Genomic DNA, 5,971 nt, shown 5'->3' with positions numbered 1-5,971 from the left:
GATCTTGCGGCGGCGCGGTCTGCGCCCAGCCGGGCACAGCGGCGGCGAGCAGGGCGAGTACGAGCACCGCGCGGGCCGGCATGCCGGTAGCGCGGGCGCCTTCGATGGCGACACGTTGAGTCATGGTGTCAGTCTACCCGGCGTCGGCGGTGGGGCGATCAGCGCGCGAACCCGAGCGAGCCGTCCAGGCGATAGGCCTGTCGCAGTTCGGCCAGCCCGGGCGGGGCGCCGTCGATACGCAGGCCGCCGGCCGCGAGCTCGGCAAGCAGCGCAAGCCCCGCGCTGTCGACGGATTCCACGGTGGCCAGGTCGATCGCGTGCACACCGGCCAATTGCCCCTGCAACGCGCGCCACGTCGACGCCACGACCGCCCGGTCGAGGCGGCCGTCGAGATGCAGCACGTCGCCGTCGCGGCGAACGCGCACCTCGCTCATTGGGTCTTGGCCTGCGCCTGCAGCTTGCCGGCCTTCAGGTCGGCGGCCACCTGTGCGATCGAGGCGCGCGACAGCGGGCCGTCGAACTGGCTGCGGAAGGTCTGCACGAAGCTCACGCCCTCGACCAGCACGTCGAACACCTTCCACTGCCCGCCCACCTGGTGCATCAGGTAATCAACCGGGATCGGCTCGCCGCCCTGGCGCAGCATCTGCGTGGACACCTTGGTCGCGCGGCCGTTGGCGATCGACGCCTCCGAACGCATCTTCACGGTCAAGCGGGTGTTGAAGTCGAGCAGCGACGAGCCGTAGCGCTGCATCAGGTTCTCGCTCAGCGCGTCCGCGAACTTGGCGATGTCGGCGTTCGAGGCGCCGCGGCCATGCGCGCCGAGCACGAGGCGCGCGGCGTAGTCGCGGTCGAACATCTGGTTGAACTCGCCGGAGACGAACTGCTTGAGCGCGCCGCGGTTCTTGTTGAACTCGGCGCGGCGCGCCTCGAGCGTCGACAGGATGCGCGTGCTGTTCTCGAACACGAGGCGCGACGGCGTACCGAGCTGCTGCGACGCGCTGACCGGCGCGGCGGTCGCGATAACCGGCGCAGTGCTGACGAAGGCGGTGGCGAGCAGGACGAAAAGGGCGGTGCGCTTCATGGTGTCACTCCGTAGTTGGGGTGGCGGCGTCGGGCGCGGCCGGCGTGGGCGTGGGCGTGTCGGCAGGCTTGCCGGCGCCGCTGAACATGTACTTGCCGACGAGCTGCAGCAGGTCGACGGCCGGTTGCGTGAGCATCAGTTCGTCGCCGGGCTTGAGCGGCGTGGGATCGCCACCCGGCGTCAGGCCGACGTAGCTCTCACCGAGCAAGCCGGCGGTGAAGATGCCGGCGGCGGTATCGGACGGGAGGTCCTTGTACTTCCCCTGGATCGCGAAGGTCACGATGGAGTCGTATTTAACGGGGTCGAGCTGAATGTCGGCCACCTCGCCCACCATCACGCCGCCGATCTTGACCGGCGCGTTCGGGCGAAGCCCGCCGATGTTGGAGAAGCGCGCCTTCAGCGGGTAGCTGTCGCCATGCCCGCCCCAGCGGCCGTTGGTGGACGCCAGCGCGAGCACCAACAGCGTCGCGAGTGCGAGCAGCAGGAAGGCGCCGACGGCGAATTCGATTCGTGGACTGCGCATCGTGGAGATCCCGGATTGCTGGGCGCGGATCGCGCCGGAGTGAAGCGGAAGCGTGCGGCCTTATCGGAACAGCAGCGCCGACAGCACGAAGTTGAACATCAGCACCAGCAACGAGGCATTGACCACCGCGCGCGTCGTTGCAAGCGAAGTACCTTCGATGGTCGGCTCGGCGTGGTAGCCGACGAACGCAGCCACCCACGCCGCGATCGCGCCGAACACGAGCGACTTTTCCATCGCGACCAGGAAGTCGCCGTGGAAGTCGACGGCGTCGCGCATCACCTGCCAGAACGGTCCGGCTTCTAGGCCGATCACGTGCACCGCTTCGAACCAGCTGGCGACGATGCCGGCCGCGCAGAAGAACCCGGTCAGCAGCGGCACGCTCACCACGGCGGCCCAGAACCGCGGCGCGACCGCCTTGGCCACCGGGTCGATGCCCATCAGGCCGAGCGCGGTGATCTGGTCGGTGGCGCGCATCAGGCCCAGTTCGGCCGCGATCGAGCTGCCGGCGCGACCGATGAACAGCAGCGCGGTGAGCACCGGTGCCAGCTCGCGGTACATGCCAAGCCCCAGCAGCGCGCTGACCTGGTTCGCCGCGCCGTAGGTAGCGAGCGCCTTGTAGCCGAGCAGCGTGAGCGAGAGGCCAACGAAGGCGCCACCCACCAGGATGATCGGCAAGGAACGCGCGCCGATCTTGTAGATCTCGCGAACCAGCTCGCGCATGAAGGCGCCGGTGGGCCGGCTCGCGCGCAGCACCGAGAACGAGAACAGGCCGGCCTGGCCGAGCGTGCGGACCGAGGAAGCGAACATCAGGCGACGGCTCCCGCCGCGCGCGGCGCGGCATCGAAAGCGATGGGGCCGTCGGGCGCGCCGCGCAGGAACTGCTGCACGAACGCGTCGTCCGACCGCTCGAGTTCTGCCGGCGTGCCAGCGAACACGATGCCGCCGTTGGCGATCACCAGCGCGCGGTCCGCGATCGGAAGGGTTTCGTGCACGTGGTGGGTGACGACGATCGACGTCAGGCCCAGCGTGTCGTTGAGCCGCCGCACCAGCGACATCACGACGCCCGACGCGATCGGGTCCAGCCCGGTCAACGGTTCGTCGTAGATCATCAGCGGCGGGTCGAGCGCGAGCGCACGGGCCAGCGCGACGCGGCGCGCCATGCCGCCGGAGAGTTCGCGCGGGTAGGCGTCGGCGGCGGCGCGCAGGCCGACGGCGTGCAGCTTCATATCGACGAGCCGCCGGATCAGCACGTCCGGCAGGTCGGTATGCGTACGCAGGGGCAGGGCCACGTTCTCGGCCACGCTGAGGTCGGTCAGCAGGCCGTTGCCCTGCAGCAGCACGCCGATGCGACGGCGCAATTCCAGCAGCGCGCGACCGCCGCTTGGCATCGGCTGGCCGAGCACCTCGACCGTGCCGGCCGCGGGCGGGAGTTCGCCGGTGAGCGCGGCCAGCAACGTCGACTTTCCGCAGCCCGATGGGCCGAGCACCGCGACGATCTCGCCCGGCGCCACGCGGAGCTCGACGTCGCTCAGGATCGTGCGATCGCCGCGCGTGAGGCGCAGCCCGTGCAGGGCGACGATGGGCGAAGGCTGGGTCATGGGGGAGGCGGCGCCTGGCGCTCGGAGAGCGGCGCGAAGGTAAACGCGCGCGGCTGAACGGGGACAACGCGCATTGTCGCAGGGCGCGCTGCGGCGGGCCACCTTGGCAGCCATGGGGCGCGGTGCGGTCCGACGCCGCGGTCCCGTCGACGAGCGCTCGGCGATCGAGGCTGCGCGATCTCTGCCACCGCTGAGCCGCGCATCTCACCGGCTGCGACGTCCTGCGGCAAGATGGCCGCATGGCCGCGGCCTCCGATTTCCGCCTGTATCACTCGAATTCGCTGGAAATCCTCGCCGGGCTGATGGCCGAGGAACTCCGGCGGCCGGCGGCTGGGCAGGGCCTGCTCGAGCCCGACGTGGTGATCATCCCGCAGCCGTCGATGCGCCGCTGGCTGCAGGCCACGCTCGCGCAGGCGCACGGGATCGCGGCCAACATCGTTTTCCTCACGCCAGGCGAATTCGTCGCGCAGGCCCTGGATGCCAACGTGGACGGCCGCGCGGAGGATCTCGACTTCGAGGCGATGCGCTGGCGGTTGCTGGCGCTCCTGCACGACGAGCGCGCCATGCGCGACCCGGTGCTTCGCCCGCTGCGCGGCTATCTGTCGGCCGCCAACGACGGGTTCGACGCGCTTAAGGCGTGGTCGCTCGCCGGCGAGCTGGCTGCCAGCTTCGACAGGTACCAGGCCTGGCGCCGCGACTGGCTGCTGGCCTGGGACGCAGGCCAGTCCCCACGCGACCCACAGGCCGCGCTGTGGCGGCGCCTGGGGAGCGAACGCCCGCACCGCGCGCGCCGCGTGCAACGCTACCTCGAACGTTTCGGCGCGGACGCGGACGGCGTGCCGGTGGGCCTGCCGCCGCGGCTGTTCGTGTTCGCCACGCTCAACGTCTCGCCCGACGTGCTGCGCGTGCTGGCCAGCGCCTCCCGCGCCGGTGAGCTCCATTTCTACCTGCCGTCGCCGGTCGCCGCGTACTGGGGCGACGTTCGCACGCTGCCGCACCGCCTCGAACTCGGCGAGGCCGCCGCGTTCGGCGACGTGCTCGACGTCGAGGACAACCCGCTGCTGCAGGCTTGGGGCGCGTCGGGGCGCGATTTCATGGCGGTGCTCGGCGGCTACGAGATCGTGCATCCGTCGTATGAGCTGGCCGTCTACGACGATCCTGAAACGCGCGCGCCGCGCGCGGACGAAACGCTGCTTCACCACCTGCGTCGCGACCTGCTGCATCGCCGGCCGCCGCCGTCGACGCCGTGGCGCGAAACGCTCGATCGCGGTGACCCGAGCCTGCAGGTGCACGCCTGCCCGACGCGCCTGCGCGAGGTGCAGGTGCTGCACGACCAGCTGCGCGCGCTCTTCGAGGATCCGCGCTTCGATCCTCCGTTGCAGCCGCGCGAAGTCGCGGTGCTCGCGCCCGACATCGATCCCTACGTCCCGTATGTCGAAGCGGTGTTCGGCGGCGTGCACGGCAGCCGCGATTTCATTCCATACACGCTGGCCGACACCAGCGCGCTCGCGACCGAGCCGCTTGCGGAGGTGTTTTCCCGCCTGCTTGCCCTGCCGATCTCGCGACTGGGCCTCAACGAAGTGCTCGACCTGCTGGCGACGCCTGCGATCGCGCAGCATGCGGGCCTTGAAAGCGGCTCGCTCGATCGCCTTCGCGAATGGCTGACCGCTGCGGGTGCCTGCTGGGGCCTCGACGGCAGCCATCGGGCCAGGCACGGCGCGCCCGACGACGACGTCTACACCTGGCAGTTCGCGCTGGATCGCCTCGTGCTCGGCCATGCGACCGGCTCGGACGCGATGGTGGGCGACGTGGCCGGCTGGCCCGACCTCGAAGGCGGCGACCTCGCGGCGCTCGAAACGCTGATCGGGCTGGTGCGCGTGCTGGCGCGCTACGAACGGCTGCTGTCCAACGCGATGAGCTCGGAGCAATGGCGAGAGCGACTGCTCGCGCTGCTGTCGGCGGTTCTGCCCGAACGTCCGCGCGAAACGCGTGACGAACGCGCGCTCGATCGCCTGCGCACGCTCATTGACGAATTCGCGGACGCCGCGCGTCGCGCCGGCTTCGTCGCCGCGCTCGAGCCGGAAGTCGTGCGGGCGCATTTCGACGCCAGACTCGCCGAGGCCGACACGCGAGCGCCCCTGATGGGCAGCGGTGTCAGCTTCGGTCGCATGGTGCCGATGCGCCTGCTGCCATTCCGCGCGATCTGCCTGCTCGGCCTCGACGACGGTGCGTTCCCTCGCTCCGATCCGGGCGGTGGCATCAACCAGCTCGTGCGCGAACTCGACGGCCCGCAGCGTCGTCGCGGCGACCGCTCGCTGCGCGACGATGACCGTTTCATGTTCCTGCAGCTGCTCGCCTCCGCGAACGAGGTCTTCTACCTCAGCTACCTGGGCGCCGACGCGCGTGACGGCAGCAGGCGCGAACCCTCCGTGCTGGTCAATGAACTGCTGGACGTCGCCGCTGCGTATCACGCCCACCCGAAGCGCGCGCGCGAGCAGTTCGTGGTGCGTCATCCGCTGCAACCGTTCTGCGCGGAAGCCTTCGGCACGGACGACGACGGCATCGAGCCCCGGCGTTTTACCTATCGCAGCGAATGGCAGCCCGCCGCGCGCGCCACGCCGACGCGTCGCCGCGACCTCGCGCCGTGGATGGGCGTCGCCTTGCCGCCGCCCGAAGCGCCCGCGCCCGAAGTACCGTGCGTGCGACGCCGGACGCACGATCCTTCAGCACCAGGCCCGTCACCTTCGAGCCGTCGCCGAGCACCTCCGT

6 protein-coding genes are annotated in these 5,971 nt (G+C 70.6%); 1 reads left to right on the top strand and 5 read right to left on the bottom strand.

Annotation, left to right across the window (positions count from 1 at the left end; all coding sequences use genetic code 11):
* Nucleotides 1-158 precede the first annotated feature (158 nt).
* The 5 genes from FW784_RS11970 to FW784_RS11950 are packed head-to-tail and all read right to left on the bottom strand — an operon-like array spanning nt 159 to nt 3,202.
* Complete coding sequence (locus tag FW784_RS11970) at nt 159-434, bottom strand: STAS domain-containing protein (protein WP_149353571.1); 276 nt, start codon at nt 432-434, stop codon at nt 159-161.
* Complete coding sequence (locus tag FW784_RS11965; protein ID WP_149353570.1) at nt 431-1,081, bottom strand: MlaC/ttg2D family ABC transporter substrate-binding protein; 651 nt, start codon at nt 1,079-1,081, stop codon at nt 431-433. The genes FW784_RS11970 and FW784_RS11965 overlap by 4 nt, the downstream gene beginning before the upstream one ends.
* A gap of 4 nt (nt 1,082-1,085) precedes the next feature.
* Entirely contained in the window at nt 1,086-1,604 is a 519-nt protein-coding gene (mlaD, locus tag FW784_RS11960) for an outer membrane lipid asymmetry maintenance protein MlaD (protein WP_149353569.1), read from the bottom strand.
* 60 nt (nt 1,605-1,664) lie between these two features.
* Nucleotides 1,665-2,414 carry an MlaE family lipid ABC transporter permease subunit gene (locus FW784_RS11955; protein ID WP_149353572.1) on the bottom strand — a complete coding sequence of 250 codons (750 nt, stop codon included), beginning with the start codon at nt 2,412-2,414 and terminating at the stop codon, nt 1,665-1,667.
* The gene (locus tag FW784_RS11950) at nt 2,411-3,202 is read right to left on the bottom strand and encodes an ABC transporter ATP-binding protein (RefSeq protein ID WP_149353568.1); all 792 of its coding nucleotides are present in this window, start codon (nt 3,200-3,202) and stop codon (nt 2,411-2,413) included. Before FW784_RS11950 ends, FW784_RS11955 begins: the two co-directional genes overlap by 4 nt.
* Nucleotides 3,203-3,441: 239 nt before the next feature.
* Between FW784_RS11950 and recC the strand changes: the two genes are divergently transcribed.
* The coding region (recC, locus tag FW784_RS11945; protein WP_149353567.1) for an exodeoxyribonuclease V subunit gamma at nt 3,442-5,971 on the top strand (2,530 nt) is incomplete at its 3' end.

The sequence above is a fragment of the Cognatilysobacter lacus genome, assembly GCF_008274655.1.
Classification (GTDB): domain Bacteria; phylum Pseudomonadota; class Gammaproteobacteria; order Xanthomonadales; family Xanthomonadaceae; genus Cognatilysobacter; species Cognatilysobacter lacus.
The sequence above is the reverse complement of the archived record's forward strand: the minus strand, read 5'-3'. Positions and strand labels throughout refer to the sequence as shown.

Coding starts and splice junctions, on each gene's coding strand:
- FW784_RS11970 (WP_149353571.1), bottom strand. CDS start 434: ATGAGCGAGGTGCGCGTTCGCCGCGACGGCGACGTGCTGCATCTCGAC.
- FW784_RS11965 (WP_149353570.1), bottom strand. CDS start 1,081: ATGAAGCGCACCGCCCTTTTCGTCCTGCTCGCCACCGCCTTCGTCAGC.
- mlaD (WP_149353569.1), bottom strand. CDS start 1,604: ATGCGCAGTCCACGAATCGAATTCGCCGTCGGCGCCTTCCTGCTGCTC.
- FW784_RS11950 (WP_149353568.1), bottom strand. CDS start 3,202: ATGACCCAGCCTTCGCCCATCGTCGCCCTGCACGGGCTGCGCCTCACG.